Raw genomic sequence first — 20,296 nt, forward strand, 5'->3', positions numbered from 1 at the left:
CCACAAAGCCGCACTGCCCCTGGCAGAACGGCAAGGCCGAGCGCTTCAACCGCACCATGCAGGAATACTGGGCCTACCGCGCGCCTTACGCCTCCAACCAGCACCGCGCCGACGCGCTCGCCCCCTGGCTCGAGCACTACAACTACGCTCGACCACACACCGCCTGCGGTGGCCAACCCCCGATCAGCCGAGTGTCACCAACCTCATGACCGAGTACAACTAGGCCACGGCCCCCGCGCGGCGCCCGAACACCATGCCGGCCGCGAGGCCCGAGCCCCCGGGATAGTTGCCGCTGAACAGGCCCCCGAGCATCTCGCCGCAGGCGAGGAGCCCGGGGATCGGCGCACCGTCGGCACCGAGCACGCGGCCGTCGAGATCGCCCTTCACCCCGCCGAACGTGAAGGTGATGCCGCACGTGACGGGATACGCGTAGAAGGGAGCGGTCTCGATCGGAGCGGCCCAGTTCGACTTCGGCGGAGTCGTGGCCGCGGCGCGGCCGTCCTTCACCGTCGGGTCGTACGGGGCCTCCCGGTCGATGCTCTCGTTGAAGCGTTCGACGGTGGCGACGAACGCGTCCCGGGCGATCCCGGCCTGGTCCGCGAGCGCCTCGAGGGTGTCGGCCGTGTGCACGCCGATGCCCGGCATGTCGTACTCCTCGGTGCGCAGCGCCGGGCGCAGGCTCGCGTCGAACACCTGCCAGGCGACGGATCCGGGCTGGGCGAGGATCTCGCGGCCGTACTTCGCGTACGTGTAGTTGCGGAAGTCGGCGCCCTCGTCGAGGAACCGCTCCCCCTCCCGGTTCACGATGATCCCGAGCGGGTAGCTCTGTCGCGTCAGCCGGTTCGTGAGCTCGCGGTTGGACTCGTTGTGCTCGGCCTCGGCATCCCACTGGACGCTGTGGCACGACGACCAGTCGCCGCCCTTCCGCGCGCCGACGTCGAGCGCGGCGAGGAGCATGTCGCCGGTGTTGTAGGGCGTGCCGCGCACCTTCGCGTTGGCCCAGCCGGGCCCGAGGTGTCGCTCGCGCAGCTCGGGGCTCGACTCGAACCCGCCCGCGGCGAGGACGACGCTGTCGGCGCGCACCTCGCGCTCGCCGCCGTCGTGCGTCGTGTACCGGACCCCGGTCACCGCGCCGTCCTCAGTGATGAGGGAGGTCCCGCGGGCGCCGTAGCGCACCTCGGTGCCGAGGCGCGCGGCGACCGCGGTGTGGTCGTCGACGAGGCCGACGCCGCCGCCCACGTTGCCGACGTGCAGTCCGCCCCAGAACAGGTGGGTGCCGTCCGGGCGCGCGTAGGCCTGGCGCTCGTACATGAGCCGGTACCTCAGCCCGAGCCCGTGCAGCCACCGGATCGCGTCGGCGGCCTCGTCGACCAGCACCCGGGCCATCTCCGGATCGGTGCGCCCCTCCGTCACCTTCACCAGATCCGCGAGGTACTCGTCCGACGAGTACGGCGGCACGACCGTCGCGGCGTGGCGCTCGTCGGGCTCGACCAGGTCGCGCAGGTCGTCGAGCCCGCCGTGCGGGATGCGCGTGGCGCCGGCGGTGTAGTAGCTGTTGCCTCCGGACATCTCGCGCGTTCCGCGCTCGAGCAGCAGCACCCGCCGGCCGCGCTCCGCCGCCGCGTGGGCCGCCGAGAAGCCGGCGTTGCCGCCGCCGACCACCACGACGTCGTATCGCTCGTGTGACGTGGATTCCACTGATTCCTCCTGGTCTTTCGGGTGAGACGGTCAGCGCTGCGCGTCGGCCGGCGTGCGGTCGTCGGAGTCGGCCTGCCCGCTCGCGCGAAGCGCGCGGCGGCGGCGCCGGCCGAGCTGGGCGCCGGCCAGCGGCGGCACGATCAGCAGCAGCGCCGCGATGATCCAGAGCACGATCGTGAGCGGGCTGGAGACGAGGATCCCCGCGTCTCCCTCCGACAGCGTCATCGCGCGCCGCAGCTGGGCCTCCATGATCGGGCCGAGGATGAGGCCGACCACGGCGGGAGCCACCGGGATGTCGGCCAGACGCATGAGCATGCCGAGGGCGCCGAGCACGGCGAGGATCACCACGTCGGTCGTGGAGCCTCCCGCCGCGAACGCGCCGAGCGCCGCGAACACCGTGACTGCGGCGTAGATGGACCAGCTCGGCAGCATCAGCAGCCGGGCCCACACCTTCACCAGCGGCAGGTTCAGGATCAGCAGCATGACGTTGCCGATGAACAGCGAGGCGATGAGCGCCCACACGAGGTCGCCGGACTCCGCGAACAGGGCCGGCCCCGGCTGGAGGCCGTACGACTGGAACGCGGTCAGGATGATGGCGGCGGTGGCAGAGGTCGGCAGGCCGATGGTCAGCAGCGGGACGAGCACGCCCGCCGCCGCCGCGTTGTTGGCGGACTCCGGTCCCGCGACGCCCTCGATGGCGCCGTGGCCGAACTCGCTGCGGTGGCGGGAGAGCCGTTTCTCGGTCGCGTAGGAGAGGAACGTCGGGATCTCGGCGCCGCCGGCCGGCAGCGCCCCGATCGGGAAGCCGAGGGCCGTGCCGCGCAGCCACGCGGGCCACGACCGGCGGAACTCCTCGCGGGTCAGCGCCGTCCTGCCCTTCACCGGGGTCACGGTCGAGCGGCCGGTGCCGGAGAGCACGTGCGACAGCGTCTCGGCGATGGCGAAGAGCCCGACGACGACCAGTACGACGTCGAGTCCGTCGAGCAGGCGGTCGCTGCCGAAGGTGAGTCGCGGCTGTCCGGACTGCACGTCGATCCCGACGAGGCCGATCGTCAGCCCGATCACGAGGCTGGCCGCGCCCTTGAGCAGGTTCGGCCCGAGCAGGGCGGCGACGGAGATGAACGCGATCGCCATGAGCGCGACGTACTCGGGAGGGCCGAGGGTGATGGCGAACTGCGCCATGATCGGCGCGAGCAGCGTCAGCCCGACGGTGGCGACGATGCCCGCGACGAAGGAGCCGATCGCCGCCGTCGCGAGTGCGGCGGCCGCGCGGCCTGCGCGCGCCATCTTGTTGCCCTCGATCGCCGAGACGATCGACGCGGACTCGCCGGGGGTGTTGAGCAGGATCGAGGTGGTCGATCCGCCGTACATGCCGCCCGAGTAGATGCCCGCGAACAGGATGAGCGCGGCCGACGGCTCCAGGCGGAAGGTGATGGGCAGCAGCAGAGCCACCGTGAGCGCCGGGCCGATGCCGGGCAGCACGCCGACGGCCGTGCCGATCGTGACGCCGAGCAGGGCCCAGAGCAGGTTGGCCGGGGTGATCGCGGCGGCGAACCCCTGCAGCAGAAGGTCGAACGTCTCCATGTCAGAATCCCCAGGGGCCGGCCGCGAGGCTCAGCCCGATCAGCCGGTCGAAGATGAGCACCACGGACCCCGCGATCAGCACCCCCGCGATCGGCAGGTGCCAGCCGCGCGGGGCGCCGAGCAGGAGGGCGCTGGCGACGTACAGCGCGGTCGCGCTGACGAAGAAGCCCGCGAAGGGCAGGATCAGCGCGAAGACGATGAGCGCGGCCAGCACCAGGGCTGCACGCAGCATGGCGCCGCGCGCCAACAGCGTGCCGCGCTCGATCCCGCTCCGCCGGCTGCGCACCAGCACCGTGGCGAAGCGCACGTTGGCGAACACGAGCCCCGCGCCGCTGAGCCCCAGCAGGGTCCCGATGACGAGGGGGAAGGCAGCCGGCCCCAGCGGATCCGACGACGGCGGCAGGCTGAGGGCGTCCACGATGACGAGCACCGCTGCGACGACCATCACCGCGCCGACGAGCAGCGAGGCGACGCCCGACACCACCGCGGGGTACGAGCCCGCGGACAGGGGCGGCGGGTTCTCCTCGATCGCGGCGAGGTTGGTGGTCGTGAGGCCCGGCAGCTCGTGCCCTCGCGGGCGATCCGGTTCGATGCGCTCGCTCATGTCACTTCACCAGCCCGATCTGCTCGAGGATCTGCGCCGTCGTCTCCTGGTCCGTCGCGAGGAACTCGGTCAGCTCGGGCCCGGTGAGGTACGCGTCCTCCCAGCCGCGGTCGTCCAGGATCTGCCGCCAGGCGGCCGACTCGCGCATCTCGTCGAGCATCCCGATGAGCGCCGCCCGCTCGTCGTCGGTCAGTCCTTCGGGGGCGGCGATGCCCCGCCAGTTCTGCAGCTCCACATCGAGGCCCGACTCGCGGAGCGTGGGGACGTCCGGGAGGATCTCCACGCGTTCCGGGCTGGAGACGGCGAGGGCTCGCATCGAGCCGTCCTGGATGTAGGGCGCGAGCTCCGAGATGCCGGAGATGCCCGCGGTGGCGCGGCCCGAGAGCATCGTCGTCAGCGCCTCGCCGCCGCCGGAGTGCGCGACGTAGGAGGCCTCGCGCGGGTCCGCGCCGACTGCCTGGGCGAGCAGGCCGGTCAGCACCTGCTCGACGCCGCCCGCCGACCCGCCGGCGATGGAGACCGACCCGACGTCGTCCGACATGGCGTCCGCCAGGTCCTCCATCGTCTGGATCGGCGAGTCGGCCGGCACGGCGATCACGAGGTACTCGGTCGTGAGCCGCGCGAGCATGTCGACGTCGTCGAGAGTCGCCTCCGATCCGTTCGTCAGGATCGCGCCGACCATGATGGCGCCGGTCACCATGAGGTTGTTGGCCTCGCCGGTGTGGCGGACGAACTGCGGCAGGCCGATCGTGCCGCCCGCGCCGCCGACGTTGTAGACCTCGGTGCGGCCGACGATCTCGCCGAGCGCCGTCTGCACCGCGCGGGACGTCTGGTCCCAGCCACCGCCGGGCTCGGCGGGGGCCATGATGCGAAGCTGCTCGCCGCCGAGCGCGTCTTCGAGCGCGTTGGCGCTGTGCGTCCGGTCGGCGATGCCGGTCACGCTCAGGGCGACCACCATCCCGAGGGCGGCGGCCCCTCCGGCGGCGAGTCGCCAGCGTCCCCGCCGCCGTCGCGTCGGTTCCTGCTGTTCGGTGGGCATCATCGCCCTCCTCTCTCGACGTCGGTGTCGCTACTTGTATACATATGTACACGGACAATCGCAAGAGCGCCCGCACCCACGACGAGAGGCCCTCCGCAGAGGGCCTCTCGTCGTGGGTGCGTCCGGCTCGTCAGCCGCCGATGACGACGTTGAGCGGTTCTTCGCCCCGCGCCATGCGCTCGGCCTGCGTCGCCACGAGCTTGGCGATGCGGGGGCGCATGGCCGCCGAACGGCCGCCGACGTGGGGCGCCACGATGACGCCGTCGAGCCTCCACAGCGGGTGGTCCACCGGCAGCGGCTCGGGATCGAAGACGTCGCTGGCGACGCGCAGCCGCCCGCGCGAGACGTGGTCGACGAGAGCGTCCGTGTCGACGATCGGTCCGCGGCCCACGTTGACGACCAGGGCGCCGTCGGGCAGCGCCGCCAGGGCGGCGTCGTCGACCAGATGACGCGTCTCCGGGCCGCCCGGGAGCACGATCACGAGGATGTCGGCGGTGGGCAGCAGCTCGGGCAGCTCGTCGATCGCGTGCACGTCGATGCCCTCCTCGCGGCGCGCCCGCGACGCGACGGGCACGAGGTCGACCTCGAACGGCAGCAGCCGATCGGCGATCGCCTTCGCCACGCCTCCGAAGCCGAGCATCACCACGCGCTTGTCGGCGAGGCCGGAGGCCTCGAAGCTCTCCCACGCGCTGCGCTCCTGGTTGCGCACCATCCGGTCCACCTCGCGCTGGGCCGCCAGCAGCAGCGCGAGCGTGAGCTCGGCGGTCGCGGTCTCGTGCACCGAGGCGGCGTTCGCGTACACGGTGCCCTCCGGCAGCACGTCGACGACGCCGTCGTAGCCGATCGCCTGGCCCTGGATGAGGCGGTGCGGCACCCCCTGAAGGCTGCGCAGGGTCGTGCCCTGCTTCATGTACGGCGGCACGACGATGTCGAGCCGCTCCCGGGGAGCGGGGGACGCTCCATCCCACTCGACGACCTCGACGCCGAGCTCAGGGTCGAGCAGCGCCCGCACGTCTTCGGCGAGCTCCGGGGTCGGGACGGCCAGGATCACGTGGTCTGCGGAAGTGTCGCTCACCCCTCCGACCCTACTGGGAGCGGGCGCACCCGGGCCGGGCGCCTCATCGGCGTCGTTCACCGACCGGCCACGCCCCGGCCACCGGCGGATCACCGACGCGGGCTTCACTGACGCGGTGATCGATCGCGTGCCCGCCCCCCGCACCGGCGCGGCTCGCGCGGCCGCGACCATGACGCTGGTGGGCGCGCTGCTGTCGGGGTGCGCGGCGGGCGGAAACGCGGCGCCGTCGCCCGCGGCGCCGTCGCCCGCCGCCCCGAGCGGTGCGGCGTACGACGTCGTCCCCGAGCCCGGGCGGACGATCGACGCGGCCCCCTCGGCGACGCTCGAGCGTCTGGACGGGTACCGGATCGCCGTGATCGTGCCGGACGACTCGACGACGTCGAGCGTGCTGCTGTCGGCGGCGCGGACCGTCGCGGGGGAGCGCGGGGCCGATCTCGTGGAGCTGCCGGTGGACGCCTCCGCCGCCGATCCGATCGGACAGGCGCTCGAGCGCGCGCTGGAGGTCCAGCCCGACGTGATCGCCGGCCTGGGGGAGGGCGTCGTCGACGTCCTCGGCTTCGAGAGCGCCCAGCTGCTGGACCAGCAGTTCCTCGTCGTCGGCGCCCAGCTCGCGGAGCCGACCGAGAACGTCACCGCCGTCATCTGGGACGGGGCGACCTCCCGAGGGTCGTCTGCGGGTGCCGACGGTGACCTCGACGCATCGAGCGTCACGCCGCAGCGCGGCGAGGCGGCCTTCGAGACGGGCCTCGCGAGCGTCCGCGATGGTCAGACCGGGATCGTCCTGCACCTCGGCTGAGCGCGCGCGCCGCCGCTGACCCCGGAGCTTCCCCCGGGGGACACCGCTCGTTCACCGGATGGTCGTGGCGGCGCCACTCGTGCCGAACAGGGTTGCCCAGGGCGCCCCGATCGCGCCCTCCCTCACCCCTGCAGAAACTCAAGATTGGCGTGTGACATCTTGCTGACCAACGAAGCGTCGCCGGCCCCCGCCGGCGCCTCGCGCGAGCACCGGATGGGTCGGCTCGGCATCGCCGGGCTCGTCCTCCTCTCGCTGACCGCCGGATCCGTGTCGGCGACGGCCCTGCCGGCGGCCGCGGGCGTCGAGCCCACCGCCGCTGCCGCGACCGGCATCGCCGTGGAGCCCGTCCGCATCCAGGCCGAGGACTACACCAGCGACAGCGGCAACGGCCTCAAGAAGGAGACCGGCGTCGACGCCACCGGCGTCTCGCTCGGCAACGTCGGCGGAACCTACGACGGCGGTGTCCTCACGTTCGACGAGGTCGACCTGGGCGCCACGCCGCTGTCGACGCTGACGGTGCGGTACGTCAACAACTCCGGCCGGGTCGGCGCGAACCCGTCGCTCGACTTCTACCTCGACGAGCAGACCGACGAGAACAAGGTCGCGACCGTGGCGCTGCCGGTCACCGGATCGGACTGGAACGCCTACGACACCACGACGGTCGACCTGCCCGAGGCGGTCTCGGGCGAGCACAAGCTGATCGTCGTCATGCACGTGACGCCGGACGCGGGCCACCCCTATGTGGGCAACTTCGACTACTTCGAGTTCGGGCCCGAGCCGCTGCCCGAGACCTTCCTCACCACCGCGGATGCCTGGCGCTACTCGGACGACGGCACCGACCCGTCCGGCGACGGATCGCTGTCGTGGACGACGGCCGGCTTCGACGACTCCGCCTGGAAGCAGGCGGTGGGCTCGTTCGGCTCGAAGAAGGGGGCCGCGGACCTCGGCGGCGGCTTCGTCGCGAACACGCTCCTGCAGTACACGCTGGACGGATCCTCGAACACGGTGCCGACCTACCACTTCCGCAACGACATCGAGATCACGGATGTGCAACTCGCGCAGATCGAGTCGCTGGAGGGCACGATCGTCTACGACGACGCCGTGCGCATCTATGTGAACGGCGAGAAGGTCGCCGGCTTCGTGGACGACCGCGTCGACGAGGCCGAGAACCAGAACCTCGCGTACGCGGGCGCCAGCAACGGCAACCCGCAGACGAGCACGTTCACGATCCCGGCCGAGGCGCTGGAGGCCGGCGAGAACACGATCTCCGTGGCCCTCTATCAGGATCGCGAGACCAGCAGCGACATCTACCTCGACCTGAAGTCGCTCGTGCCGGTGGTGCCCGTGCCGGAGCCGACCGAGGCGACGATCTCCGACATCGTGCTGCACGTCGGCGGCACCGAGGCCGAGCGCAATCTCACGTGGTACTCCGACGTGGACGTGCCGCAGGCCGCTCAGCTCGCGAAGTCGGCCGAGGTGTCCGACGGGCAGTTCCCGGCGTCGGCACGGACGATCGAGCCGACCAAGACCGGCGGCACGACGAGCGGCGAGTTCTTCCGCGACGCGACGTTCGACGGCCTCGAGGAGAACACCGAGTACGCGTACCGCGTGGGCAGCGACGAGAAGGGATGGTCGGACGCCTACACCTTCCGCACGCAGGACTTCTCGGGCGACTTCTCCTTCCTCTTCTTCGGCGACCCGCAGGTCGGCGCGTCCGGCAACCTCGCGCGTGACGAGGCGGGCTGGATCGACACGGTGGACGTGGCCACGCAGAGCTACCCCGACGCGGAGCTGCTGTTCTCGGCCGGCGACCAGGTCGAGAACGCGCCGAACGAGGCGCAGTACGACACCTTCCTGAAGCCCGACCAGCTGCGCAGCATCCCGCTGGTCGCCACCAACGGCAACCACGACGTGGCCTCGAAGGCCTACGAGCAGCACTTCAACGTGCCGAACGAGGACCTCACGGCGGGGGCCGGCAGCGGCAGCTCGTCGGGCGGCGACTACTGGTTCCTCTATAAGGACGTGCTGTTCATCGACATCAACTCGAACAGCCGTGACTTCGACTCGCACAACGCCTTCATGGAGAAGGTCGTGGCCGAGCAGGGGCACAAGGCGAAGTGGAAGGTACTCGCCTTCCATCACTCGATCTACTCGGTGGCCTCGCACACGGCCGACACCGACATCCTCGAGCGTCGCGACCAGATGCCGGCGAAGATCTCGGAGCTGGGCTTCGATCTCGTCCTCATGGGACACGACCACAACTACACGCGCAGCTACCTGATCAAGGACGGCGAGCTGGCCGACTCGACCGAGGTCGCGGGCCAGGCCCGCGTCGAGGCCGAGGAGGGCGAGGTGCTGTACATCACCGCGAACTCGTCGAGCGGCTCGAAGTACTACGACACTCGCGCGCCGGAGGCCTGGTTCGCCTCGGTGATCAACCAGGAGAAGGTGCGCAACTACTCGGCGATCGAGGTGACGGACCGCGAGGTGACGGTGCGCACGCTGCGCAGCCAGCAGAGCGTGGTCGACGGGAAGACCAACGTGGTCAACAGCGTCGTCGACGAGGTCGTGCTGGCCAAGCCCGACCACGTGGCGCCCGAGCTGACGGTTCCCGCCGACGGCGAGATCGCGTTCGGCGCCGACTTCGACCCGCTCGAGGGCGTGAGCGCGACCGACGACGTCGACGGCGACCTGACCGATGCGATCGAGGTCTCCGGCGCCGTGGACACCTCGCGTCCGGGCAGCCACGGCCTGACGTACACGGTCAGCGACGCCGCCGGCAACACGGCGACCAAGGATCGCGCGGTCACCGTGACGGAGAAGCCGGAGGAGCCGGGCATCGAGGAGCCGGGCACGGACGAGCCGGGTACGGAGGAGCCGGGTACGGACGAGCCGGGTACGGACGAGCCGGGTACGGAGGAGCCGGGCACGGACGAGCCGGGCACCGATGAGCCGGGCACGGACGAGCCGGGCACGGATCAGCCGGGCACCGATGAGCCGGGTACGGACGAGCCGGGCACGGACGAGCCGGGCACTGAGGAGTCGGGCACGGATCAGCCGGGCACGGACGAGTCGGGCACGGATCAGCCGGGCACGGACGAGTCGGGCACGGATCAGCCGGGTACCGATCAGCCGGGCACGGACGAGCCGGGCACCGATCAGCCGGACGCTGAGGAGCCGAGCGCCGACGAGCCTGCTGCGACCCAGCCGTCGTTCACGCCCGCGCCCCCGGTGGCCGACGGTGCCGACCTTCCGGCCGCGCTGCGCGACCGGGTGTCCGCCACCGTGAGCGGACGCACGGTGTCCCTCGGCGGCCTGACGCCGGGCGAGTGGCACTACGTGTACGCGTACTCGGAGCCGACGGGCTTGGGCTGGGTGCAGGCCGATGGTGAGGGTCTGGCGTCGACGGCGCTGCCGGCGGGTCTGGAGCCGGGTGTGCACCGTATCGCGGTGCTGGACGCGGATGGTGACCTCATCGGCTGGACCGAGGTGACCGTGGGCGCGGGTGGCCTGGCGGCGACCGGTTCGGACGGTGCGGCGGTGTGGGGCGCGGGAGCGCTCGCGGTGCTGCTGCTCGTCGCCGGTGGTGCGCTGCTCGTCGCACGCCGACGCGGCCGCGTCACGCACTGATCGCCAGACCGGGGGACGGAGCCGACCGCTCCGTCCCCCGGTCGGCGCGTCCTCTCTCGAGGAGGCGCATCCGGCGCCCGCGCCTCCCTCCCCATCCCTTTCCCTCGCATCCCTTTCCGGAGACACTCCCACCATGTCCCTGCTCCGCACACGTCCCGTCCGGCTGCTCGCGGGCGGGGTGATCGCCGCTCTTCTCGGCAGCGGCCTCGTCCCCACCGCCGCCCTCGCCGCCGAGCCCGCGGCGCCGGCGGCCGCTGCCACCGACTTCACCGCCCTGGTGAACTCCTTCGTCTCGACCGAGGACGACTTCGGACAGGACCTGCCGGGCGCCGAAGCGCCCAACTCGATCGTCAAGATCAACCCGATGACGACGCCCGACCGCTCACACAGCGGCTACGACTACGCCGAGGACCAGATCGCCGGCTTCACGCACACGAACCTCGACGGCGTGGGCGGGTCGGGCGGTGGCGGCGACCTCCTCGTGGTGCCGACCTACGAGACCTACACGAGCCGGCCGAACACGGGGACGTACGCCAAGACCTACAGCCACGACGCCGAGGAGGCCGAGCCCGGCTACTACGGCGTCGACCTGCAGACCACCGCGGGCGCGATCCACGCCGAGGCCACGACCGACGTGCGCACCGGGCAGGACCGGTTCACGTTCCCGCAGGCGGGCACCGCCTCGCTCGTGGTCGACCTCCGCAACAACTTCACGAGCCGCAAGGGCGCGACGCTCGACTACGCGACGCTGCCGGACGGGCGCATCGCGCTCTCGGGCGACTTCACCGGTCACTTCAACGGCTACGACTACAAGATGTACTACTACGTCGAGTCGACGGCCGCCGCCTCGGCCGTCCGCACCTGGGGCGGCTCGGGCGCCCTCGGCAGCTCGTCGCATCAGGACGGCACCGACATCGGCGCGGTGCTCGACTTCTCCGTCGACTCCGGCGACCAGGTCGGGCTCAAGGTCGCGATCTCTCCCATCAGCCCCGCGCAGGCGAAGACCGATCTCGCCGCCGAGATGGGGGACCGGACCTTCGAGCAGGTGAGGGAGCAGACCAAGGCCGACTGGAACGAGATCCTCGGCCGTCTCGAGGTCAGCGCCTCGGCGACCAGCGACCCCGACGGCGACCTGCAGACGCTCTTCTACACGCACCTCTACCGCATGTTCGGCATGCCCATGAACGCGACCAGCACCAGCGGCACCTACCGCGGCCTGGACGGCGAGATCTACGAGGCCGACGGCTACACGCACTACGACGGCTGGGGCTTCTGGGACGACTTCCGCAAGTACGAGATCCTCGCGATCGGCTACCCCGAGGTGTTCCGCGACATCGCGCAGTCGATCGTCGACCTGTACGCCTCGTTCGCGAAGAGCGGGAAGGGCGCCCTGTCGAACACCGTCCACTCGGTGCCGACCGTGCGCTTCGAGCGCGCCGCCGTCGTGGTCGCCGACGCCGTCGCGAAGGGGGCGGAGCTGCGCGGTCTCGCCGAGGCATGGCCCGCCCTCGTCTCGCAGTCGCAGGGCGGGTACGCCGACGCCGCCAACGTGGGGCGCGGCTATATCGCGGGCGAGGTCGACGACACCCTCGGCACCGCATACGACGACTGGGCGATGGCGACCATCGCCGACGCCCTCGGCAGGTCGGACGACGCGGACGCGTACCGGCTCCGCGCCGCGAACTGGAAGAACCTGTACAAGAAGGACGCCGTCACCCTGGCGGACGGGACGAAGACCGGGCTGATCTTCCCCAAGGACGCGAACGGCAGCTGGGTGAACGCCGACCCCGAGCGCTTCGAGGCCGGCAACGTCTACCAGGGGACGCTCTGGCAGTACCACTGGTACGCCGCCGATGACATGGGCGGCCTGATCGACCTGATGGGCGGCGAGGAGACCACCCTCAAGGCGCTCAGCTTCATGTTCGGCGAGCACGCCCCGGATGACGGCCGACGCATGCTGCACGCCAACGCGAACGAGATCGACCTGCAGGCGCCCTACCTGTTCAATTACGTCGGCGCGCCGTCCAAGACCCAGCACTGGGTGCGGAGCATCTACACGAAGGAGACGTGGAACCGCTACATCGCCACCGGCTCCACCCACGAGTCGCCCTCGGGCGGAGGGGAGTTCACCCCGCCGATCAAGACCAAGGTGTTCAAGAACGACCCGCGGGGCTTCCTCCCGACCATGGACAACGACACGGGCACGATGTCGTCGACCTTCGTCGCGGCCGCCATCGGGCTGTTCCCGGTGCTCGCCGGCTCGGACGAGTACCAGATCGGCACGCCGTTCTTCGAGAACGTGCGGATCCGCTACGAGTCGGGGCGCACGTTCGACATCTCCGCGGACGGCGTCTCGCCCGACGACTACTACATCCAGTCGGCGACGCTCAACGGACAGCCGTTCGAGCGCACGTGGCTCACGTACGACCAGCTCACCGCGGGCGGCCGGCTCGCGTTCGAGATGGCGGCCGAGCCCTCCGACTGGGCCGCGGACGGCGTGTCCTCGTCGTCGCTGAGCGACGTCCTCCCGACGTCGGTCTACGACCCGACCGGCGCCATCGTCCTCTCCGGCCGTGCGTTCACCGAGGCGGACGCGGGCGACGGCTCGATCGGCAACGAGATCGAGCTCACCCTGGCGAACGGCGCGTTCGCGGGCCGCAACGGAGACGACCTCGCCGCGTCCGGCGCGATCACCGCCGAGAACATGCCGGCGGGTCTCACCCTGACGGCCACCCGCACGGGCGACCGCGCGGTCACGCTCTCGCTCACCGGCAAGGCCGACAGGTCGGGGTCGCTCGACAGCATCGACGACCTCCTCCTGCGCCTGGATGACGGCGCGTTCAGCCGCAGGCCCTCGACGGGCGCGCGCGAGTTCGCGCTCAAGGTGACGTTCGGCGGCGTCACGCTGCGCGCCGAGCGCACGCAGCTGCGATCCGAGCCCGACGGGAGCGTCGACGCGAGCGTCGCGTTGACGCTCAGCGGTGCGTCGTTCGCCGGCGCGGCCGGCCGCGACCTGGTCGCCGACGGGACGCTCACGCTGCCCGGTCTGCCGTCGGGGATCTCCGCGACCGCGGTCACGCGCGACGCGACCATCCTCGACCTGCGGCTCACCGGCACGCTCGGCGACACCCAGCGCGCGACGTTCGCGCTGGCCTTCTCCGACGCCGCGCTCACCGGCGCCGTCGCGTCCGAGCTCCGCGGCGACGGGATCTCCGGGCTCGGCACGCTCGCGCTCGTCCTCGACCGGCAGTGGCGCAGCAAGCTCCTGGCGTTGCTGGAGGACGCCGATCTCGTCGTCAAGGGCGCCTACACGGCGTCGTCGTTCGCGGCCTTCAGCGCCGCGCGCGACGAGGCCAGGGCCGTGCTCGCCGACGACGACGCCACGGACGACGAGCTGCAGTCGGCGCTGAACCGCCTGACGAGGGCTGCTCAGGCCCTCAGGATCGCCGACCGGTCCGATCGTCTGCTGCTCGACGGCACGACCTACGGCGAGATCGTCTTCGACGACGACTTCTCGGAGGACCGCCTGTCCGAGTACGAGGTGTTCGGCGACGGCGCCGAGGCGTCCGCCGCGCTGTCGGTCGACACGGAGGAGGGGGTCCTCGAGGCCACCGCCGACGGTCGCCGATGGAGCCACATCGCGCTGCCCGTCGAAGCGGGCGACGGCTTCGCGCTGGTCGTCGAGCCGCGCGGCTTCGCCGGCAGCGGCGCGTCCGAGGACAGCCTCTTCATCGGGCTGACCGACGGCGCCCGCAACCGCGCCCACAGCTGGTTCAACAACACGCGCTCGGAGGGCGGCTTCGACGTCGTCGTCGACGGCCAGGGCAGGGATCTCGGCGCGGGCACCGCCCAGGGCGTCGACTGGGACGCCGACGACCGCTTCGCGACCGTGGTCGACGACGGCCGGATCACCTCGTGGATCGAGGAGGACGGCACCTGGAGGAAGATCCGCTCGGCGTCGCTCGCCGGAGCGCTGACCGAGGAGCAGGCCGCCGGATGGAGCCCGACCTTCAGCCTGCGCCTCGACCCGGGGACGATCCAGATCGACCGCGTCACGCTGCTCGCGCCGGACGAGACGGCCGTCAGCCCGGTGCGCGTGCAGGCGGAGGACTCGACGTCGTGGAGCGGCGGGACCCTGAGCAAGGAGGGCACGAGCCCCTCCGGCAACATCGGGGGAACGTATGACGGTGCCGAGCTGAGCTACGCCGACATCGACTTCGGGCGCGGCGAGCTGACGACCCTGGCCGTGCGCACGTCCACGCGCGACGACCGCGTCGGGGCGGACCCGCGCCTCGAGCTCTATCTCGACGAGAAGACGGAGGAGAACCGCGTGGCCACCGTCGCGCTGCCGAAGACGGGCGGCTGGGGCAACTACGTGACGACGACGGTCGAGCTCGAGCGGGCGGTGACCGGTCGGCACACGCTGATCGTGGCGATGCGCACCGAGGACGCCGGCAACGGGTACAACTATGTCTCCAACCTCGACTGGTACGAGTTCGCCCCCGACCCGGTGGAGACCCCGCCGGTGGACGTCGCCGCGCTGAAGGCGGCCGTGGCGGAGGCCCAGCTCATCGCCGAGCACGAGGACCGGTACATATCGATCGACTTCGCGGTGTTCCGCGCCGCGCTCGACGAGGCGATCAGGGTGGCGGCGGCGTCCGGCGTGACGCAGGACGAGGTGGACAGGGCCCTGCGGGTGCTGACGAGCGCCTCGGACCAGCTGGAGTGGAAGGTGATCCGCCAGCTTCCGGGCCTGATCGCCGCGGCCGAGGCCGTCGATCCCGCCGCCTGGACGGACGAGAGCCTCGCCGTCCTGACGACGGCGCTCGAGGGTGCGCGGGCCGTCGAGGAGGGCGCCTCCTACGAGACGTACGCGCAGGCCGTGGACAGCCTGGTCGCCGCTCTCGACGGCCTCGTGCCTGCGGAGGAGCCGGGGACGGAGGAGCCCGGGACGGAGGAGCCCGGGACGGAGGAGCCTGGAAGGGAGGAGCCCGGGGCCGAGGAGCCCGGGACCGACGAGCCCGGGACTGAAGAGCCTGGCACCGACGAGCCGGGTGCCGAGGAGCCGGGGACAGATGAGCCTGGGGTCGATGAACCGGGCGCCGACGGGCCGGGCGCGGAGGAGCCGGGAGCCGACCCGGGAGCCGACGACCCCGGCACGGGGCCGGGCGAGGAGGGGCCGGGGACGGATCAGCCCGGCACCGACCCGGGCGCCGAGCCCGGAGCCGGCGAGCCGGGCACCGAGCAGCCGAGCCGCCCCGGGGACGAGGACCCGAGCACGGAGCAGCCCGGCGGCGAGACGCCGGCGGGCACCGGCACGGACGATGGCCCGCGCGACGCCCGCCCGTCGTTCACGCCCGACCCGCCCGTGGCCGATGGTGCCGACCTCCCGGCGGCGCTGCGCGATGCGATCGGCGCGACGGTGAGGGGCGACGACCTGCTGCTCTCGCGTCTCGCGCCGGGTGGGTGGCACTACGTGTACGCGTACTCGGAGCCGACGGGCTTGGGCTGGGTGCAGGCCGATGGCGAGGGTCTGGCGTCGACGGCGCTGCCGGCGGGTCTGGAGCCGGGTGTGCACCGTATCGCGGTGCTGGACGCGGACGGTGACCTCATCGGCTGGACCGAGGTGACCGTGGGCGCGGGCGGTCTGGCGGCGACCGGTTCGGACGGTGCGGCGGTGTGGGGCGCGGGAGCGCTCGCGGTGCTGCTGCTCGTCGCCGGTGGTGCGCTGCTCGTCGCACGCCGACGCGGCCGCGTCACGCGCTGATCGCCGGACCGGGGGACGGAGCCGACCGCTCCGTCCCCCGGTCGGCGCGACGACGGCAGGATGCGCGCGGCGTAACGGCGACGAAACACCGCCACGACGCTCCCGTCATCCGGGTCTCATAGCGTGCGAGAACACCCGCGCCGCTTCGGAGGACACCCATGTCGATGCTCGTCACGAACGCCCTTCTCCTGACCGTGCCCGCGGGCACGGACGATCCCGGGCTCATCGCCGACGGGTGGATGCTGGTCGAGGACGGACGCATCGCCGCGATCGGCTCGGGCACGCCGTCGGCGACGGCCGACGAGGTGCTGGACGTCGGAGGAGCCTTCGTCGCGCCCGGCTTCGTCTCCAGCCACTCGCACCTGTTCACGAGCGGTCTCCGAGGGCTCGGTGTGGGCGAGACCCTCTACGGCTGGTGCGACTCGATGCTCGGCACGACCGCTCACATGACCCCCGACCAGATGTACTGGTCCACCCTGCACGGCGCGCTCGACTTCCTCTCCCACGGCGTGACGACCGCGTACAACTTCACCGACCCGCTGCAGGCTTGGGAGTCGATGGTCGAGGGCAGGAGGGTCGGCGACGCGGGAATGCGGGCCCTGAGCTATCACACGCGCCAGGCCGACGCCTGTCTCGACGCCGGCATCCGCTTCGTCGACGCGATCGGCATGGACGCCACCGTCGGCAGCGACGACGAGATCCTCGACCGCTTCGGGGCGTCGGTCGCGCACACGCGGACGATGGATGCCGCGTTCGCGCTCGGCGCGTCGGTCATGGGACAGGTGCAGTGGTCGCCGCGCGAGGACGCGGCGTGGATCGAGGTCGAGGCGATGCGCCGCTTCGGTGTGACGAACCAGGCCCACTTCCTCGAATCACCGGAGGCGATCCCGCTGCAGCAGGCGAAGTTCGCGCAGTACCGGGACGCGGGCGCGCTCGGCCCGGCGATGATGTTCGGCCACTTCATCCAGACCACGCCCGAGATCATCGAGGAGGCCGCCGCGGGCGGGGCGTCGATGTCGTGGCAGCCCGCGTCGAACGGCCGCCTCGCCTCGGGCACCGCGCTCGTGCCCGAGATGCTCGCACTCGGCATGAAGGTGGGCATCGGCCTCGACGACCAGGCCTGCACCGACGTCTCCGACCCGTGGCAGAACATGCGGATGGGCATCACGATGCAGCGCGCCCGCACGAAGGACCCGCTGTCGATGATGCCCGAGCGCGTGCTGCGCCTGCACACGCTCGGCGCCGCCGAGATCATGGGCGTCGACGACCGCGTGGGCAGCCTCGAGGTCGGCAAGCTCGCCGACTTCGTCGTGGTGGATCCGCGCCGCCCCGACGTCGGCCCCCTGTGGCATCCGGCGCGGAGCTATGTCCTGTCGATGACGCCGCGGAACCTGCGCGGCGTGTACGTGGGCGGCGTGCTCGTGAGCGCCGACGGCGTCTCGACGAACCCGCTCGCGGCTGAGGCGTCGGCGCGCCTGCACGAGGAGCTGCCCGCGCTCGCCGCGCGCATCGGGCACCCGCGGTGAGCCGGCGGCCTCAGGCGGCCTGTGCGACCACCGCGCTGATGGCGCTGCGGAAGAAGCCGAGGCCGTCGACCCCGGAGCGCATGGCGGCGGACGTGGCCGGGCCGAAGCCGGGCTCGACCGCGTGCTCGGGGTGGGGCATGAGGCCCACGACGTTGCCGCGCTCGTTGGCGAGACCCGCGATGTCGTTCAGCGACCCGTTCGGGTTGACACCGAGGTAGCGGAACGCCACCCGCCCCTCGCCCTCGATGCGCTTCAGGGTCTCGTCGTCGGCGATGTACCCGCCGTCGGCGTTCTTCAGCGGGATGACGATCTCCTGACCGGCCGAGAACTCGCTGGTCCACGCGGTCGACGCGTTCTCGACGCGCAGCCGCTGATCGCGGCGGATGAACTGCTGGTGCGCGTTGCGGATCAGGCCGCCCGGCAGCAGGTGCGCCTCCACGAGCATCTGGAAGCCGTTGCAGATGCCGAGGATCGGCATGCCCTTCGCCGCCGCGTCCTTGACCTCGGCCATGATCGGCGCGAGCGCGGCGATCGCGCCGGCGCGCAGGTAGTCGCCGTAGCTGAAGCCGCCGGGCAGCACGAGGGCGTCGACGCCGTCGAGGTCGTGCGAGCCGTGCCAGAGCGCGACGGGCTCGGCACCGGCGAGGCGGATCGCGCGCTGCGCGTCGCGGTCGTCGAGCGAACCGGGGAAGGTGATGACGCCGACGCGCGCGGTCATTCGACGACCGCCACGTCCACGACGTCCTCGATCACGGCGTTCGACAGGATCTCGTCGGCGATCGTGCGGGCCTCGGCGAGCAGCTCGTCCGTGACCTCGCCCTCGACGGTGAGCTCGATGCGCTTGCCGATGCGCACGTTCTGGAAGGCGTCGTGGCCCAGGCGGGCGAGCGATCCGGTGACCGCCTTGCCCTGCGGGTCCAGCAGCTCGGCCTTGGGCATGACGTCGACGACGATGGTGGGCATACGAAAATTCTACGCGGACGTGCGCTCCGCGCGTGTCCCGTCGTGGAGGTCACAACCCGGTCACGGCGGTTGCAACCGTGGGAGCGCTCCCATAGGCTCACCTCAGCCCGATGGGAGCGCTCCCACGCTTCCGTTCTCGGGTCCTGTCTTTGCACCACGGGGCACCCGCCATGACGGCGGGCCCTCACACACAAAGGAGTGACAGTGAATACACGTGCCTTCCGCCGCGGCGCCGTCGCGGTGTCGGCTGTCGCCGCGGGCGCCCTCGTGCTCGCCGGCTGCTCGGGCGGCGACGCCCCCGCCGAGTCGGCAGATCCGGACGCACCGGTCGAGCTCACCATCGCCACGTTCAACGACTTCGGATACTCGGACGAGCTGCTCGCCGAGTACGAGGACGAGCACCCGAACGTGACGATCGTGCACAACAAGGCCGCGACGTCGAACGACGCGCGCGCCAACTTCTTCCAGAAGCTCGGCAACACCGGCCTCGCCGACATCGAGGCCATCGAGATCGACTGGACCGCCGAGATGATGCAGTACGCCGACATGCTCGAGCCGGTGCAGGACGACCTCAAGGGCCGTTGGCTCGACTGGAAGGAAGCCGCCGTCACCGACGCCGACGGCAACATGGTCGGCTACGGCACCGACATCGGCCCGCAGGCCGTCTGCTACCGCGCCGACCTGTTCGAGGAGGCCGGCCTGCCCACCGACCGCGACGAGGTCGCCGGCCTGTTCGAGACCTGGGACGACCTGTTCGAGGTCGGCGCCGAGTACAAGGAGAAGACGGGCAAGCCCTTCCTCGACTCGGCCAACTCGATCCTGCAGGGCCTCGCCAACCAGCTCGAGGAGACCTACGAGGACGCCGACGGCAACGTCATCGCCACGGAGAACCCCGACGTGCGCGACATGTACGACACCGTCATCGAGAAGGGCGTGCCGATCGCCGCGTACGCCGGCCAGTGGAGCGACGACTGGTACGCGTCCATGGCCAATGGCGAGTTCGCGGCCATGCTGTGCCCGCCGTGGATGCACGGCATCATCTCCGGCGAGGCCCCCGACGTCAGCGGCTGGGACATCGCCGACGTGTTCCCCGGCGGCGGCGGCAACTGGGGCGGCTCGTACCTGACCGTCCCCGCCAACGGCGCCAACGTCGCCGCGGCCCAGGAGCTCGCCGCGTGGCTGACCTCGCCCGAGATCCAGGCCCGCGCCTTCGCCAACGTCGGCGCGTTCCCCAGCCAGCCCGAGGCGTACGAGATGGCCGAGGTCACCGACGCGACCGACGAGTACTTCAACGACGCACCGGTGGGCCAGATCAACGCCGCCCGCTCGGAGGCCATCACGGTCTCGCCCATCAAGGGACCGAAGTACTTCCAGTTCCACGAGGCCCTCAACCAGGCGGTCACGCGCGTCTTCGACGGCCTGCAGACGCCGGACGAGGCGTGGGACGCGTGGGTGACCGAGGTGTCGGCCTTCTAAGCCATGTCTGACACCACCACGACTCACGGGGCGGGGCGCTCGAGCGCCCCGCCCGCGGGGTCCCGGGCGCCGCGCACCGTCGCGGCGCCCTCCCGGGACCCCACGCCCACCGAGCGCCCGGTGGGCGTGCTGTCCGTC

At 71.7% G+C, this 20,296-nt stretch carries 12 protein-coding genes and 2 pseudogenes; 6 read left to right on the top strand and 8 right to left on the bottom strand.

The window, feature by feature from the left end; genetic code table 11:
• Positions 1 to 209 (top strand): integrase core domain-containing protein (locus K5S26_RS16410; protein ID WP_221860196.1); only part of this gene is annotated, 209 nt, incomplete at its 5' end.
• A gap of 10 nt (positions 210 to 219) precedes the next feature.
• Here K5S26_RS16410 and tcuA read toward each other — a convergent pair.
• From tcuA to K5S26_RS16435, 5 genes are all read right to left on the bottom strand, one after another.
• Positions 220 to 1,698 carry an FAD-dependent tricarballylate dehydrogenase TcuA gene (gene tcuA / locus K5S26_RS16415; protein WP_221860198.1) on the bottom strand — a complete coding sequence of 493 codons (1,479 nt, stop codon included), beginning with the start codon at positions 1,696 to 1,698 and terminating at the stop codon, positions 220 to 222.
• Between the two features lie 30 nt (positions 1,699 to 1,728).
• A complete protein-coding gene (locus K5S26_RS16420; protein WP_221860200.1) occupies positions 1,729 to 3,282 on the bottom strand; it encodes a tripartite tricarboxylate transporter permease in 1,554 nt (517 codons plus the stop codon).
• Position 3,283: 1 nt separating this feature from the next.
• The gene (locus K5S26_RS16425) at positions 3,284 to 3,886 is read right to left on the bottom strand and encodes a tripartite tricarboxylate transporter TctB family protein (protein ID WP_221860202.1); all 603 of its coding nucleotides are present in this window, start codon (positions 3,884 to 3,886) and stop codon (positions 3,284 to 3,286) included.
• 1 nt (position 3,887) lies between these two features.
• Positions 3,888 to 4,925: a Bug family tripartite tricarboxylate transporter substrate binding protein gene (locus K5S26_RS16430; protein WP_221860204.1), complete on the bottom strand. Its 1,038-nt coding sequence runs from the start codon at positions 4,923 to 4,925 to the stop codon at positions 3,888 to 3,890.
• Positions 4,926 to 5,055: 130 nt separating this feature from the next.
• Entirely contained in the window at positions 5,056 to 6,000 is a 945-nt protein-coding gene (locus K5S26_RS16435) for an NAD(P)-dependent oxidoreductase (RefSeq protein ID WP_308123038.1), read from the bottom strand.
• Between K5S26_RS16435 and K5S26_RS16440 the strand changes: the two genes are divergently transcribed.
• Positions 5,990 to 6,796 carry a hypothetical protein gene (locus K5S26_RS16440; protein WP_246604163.1) on the top strand — a complete coding sequence of 269 codons (807 nt, stop codon included), beginning with the start codon at positions 5,990 to 5,992 and terminating at the stop codon, positions 6,794 to 6,796. The genes K5S26_RS16435 and K5S26_RS16440 overlap by 11 nt on opposite strands.
• A 213-nt stretch (positions 6,797 to 7,009) precedes the next feature.
• Positions 7,010 to 9,598 (top strand): annotated as a pseudogene (locus K5S26_RS16445) (immunoglobulin-like domain-containing protein); the annotation flags it as partial.
• 171 nt (positions 9,599 to 9,769) lie between these two features.
• On the opposite strand, the pseudogene K5S26_RS19330 reads toward K5S26_RS16445, so the two are convergent.
• Positions 9,770 to 10,561: pseudogene (locus K5S26_RS19330) on the bottom strand (pentapeptide repeat-containing protein); the annotation flags it as partial.
• On the opposite strand from K5S26_RS19330, the gene K5S26_RS16450 reads away from it, so the two are divergent.
• Positions 10,560 to 16,193 carry a glycoside hydrolase domain-containing protein gene (locus K5S26_RS16450; protein ID WP_221860212.1) on the top strand — a complete coding sequence of 1,878 codons (5,634 nt, stop codon included), beginning with the start codon at positions 10,560 to 10,562 and terminating at the stop codon, positions 16,191 to 16,193. The pseudogene K5S26_RS19330 and the gene K5S26_RS16450 sit on opposite strands and share 2 nt — an antisense overlap.
• A gap of 158 nt (positions 16,194 to 16,351) precedes the next feature.
• Entirely contained in the window at positions 16,352 to 17,719 is a 1,368-nt protein-coding gene (locus K5S26_RS16455; RefSeq protein WP_221860214.1) for an amidohydrolase family protein, read from the top strand.
• Between the two features lie 10 nt (positions 17,720 to 17,729).
• Here the strand turns inward: K5S26_RS16455 and purQ are convergent, their stop codons facing one another.
• Both purQ and purS read right to left on the bottom strand, forming a co-directional pair.
• Entirely contained in the window at positions 17,730 to 18,437 is a 708-nt protein-coding gene (gene purQ, locus K5S26_RS16460) for a phosphoribosylformylglycinamidine synthase subunit PurQ (protein ID WP_221860215.1), read from the bottom strand.
• Positions 18,434 to 18,682 (bottom strand): phosphoribosylformylglycinamidine synthase subunit PurS, encoded by a 249-nt coding sequence (gene purS, locus K5S26_RS16465; protein ID WP_221860217.1) that lies wholly within the window; start codon positions 18,680 to 18,682, stop codon positions 18,434 to 18,436. The genes purQ and purS overlap by 4 nt, the downstream gene beginning before the upstream one ends.
• A gap of 204 nt (positions 18,683 to 18,886) precedes the next feature.
• Here purS and K5S26_RS16470 point away from each other — a divergent pair, with 204 nt between their 5' ends.
• Positions 18,887 to 20,158: an ABC transporter substrate-binding protein gene (locus tag K5S26_RS16470; protein WP_221860218.1), complete on the top strand. Its 1,272-nt coding sequence runs from the start codon at positions 18,887 to 18,889 to the stop codon at positions 20,156 to 20,158.
• The last annotated feature ends 138 nt before the right edge of the window (positions 20,159 to 20,296 follow it).

This window comes from Microbacterium marinilacus (assembly GCF_019753765.1).
In the GTDB taxonomy this organism is placed as follows: Bacteria; Actinomycetota; Actinomycetes; order Actinomycetales; family Microbacteriaceae; genus Microbacterium; species Microbacterium marinilacus.